The 471-nt window shown below is 39.5% G+C and carries 2 protein-coding genes; both read right to left on the bottom strand.

Annotation, left to right across the window (positions count from 1 at the left end; all coding sequences use genetic code 11):
- Window positions 1–97 (bottom strand): MerR family DNA-binding transcriptional regulator (locus tag BTA35_RS16640; RefSeq protein WP_139363707.1); only part of this gene is annotated, 97 nt, incomplete at its 3' end.
- Window positions 98–301: 204 nt separating this feature from the next.
- The coding region (locus tag BTA35_RS16635; RefSeq protein WP_139363706.1) for an EAL domain-containing protein at window positions 302–471 on the bottom strand (170 nt) is incomplete at its 5' end.

Below are 471 nucleotides of genomic sequence, written 5' to 3'. Positions count from 1 at the left end.
GTGGTTTTAACAAACCGTAGCGGCGTTGCCAGGCCCGGAGAGTGACAGGATTAATCCCGCAACGTTCAGCAACATCACCAATGCTGTAATAAGCCACAATTCCTCCTTGCGGTCACAAATCTCCGTCGCCTGTACACGACCCAATAATACTTTGTACAATATACGCTAAAATTGTACAAAGTATAAATAAGATTTCAGCTAAATTGGATGAAACATTATTTTTAATGTGGATTAAATTTAAACGTAACGTATTCATTTTCACGATGATTTACTGAAATCATGTGAAAGAATGTGCTGAAAATTATTTTTTCTCTGGCCACGCTATGGAAGGGATACCATTCAATTTAGCTTTAGCAAACAGATCTCCCTGAAACATCTCAATTCCTGCGGATTCAAGCCACATCCACTCTTCTGGTGTTGCCACGCCCATAGCACTGACTTGAATTTCAAGTGATGTACAGCATTTTATGA

The sequence above is a fragment of the Oceanospirillum linum genome (assembly GCF_001995095.2).
GTDB classification, from domain to species: Bacteria; Pseudomonadota; Gammaproteobacteria; order Pseudomonadales; family Halomonadaceae; genus Oceanospirillum; species Oceanospirillum linum.
The sequence above is the reverse complement of the archived record's forward strand: the minus strand, read 5'-3'. Positions and strand labels throughout refer to the sequence as shown.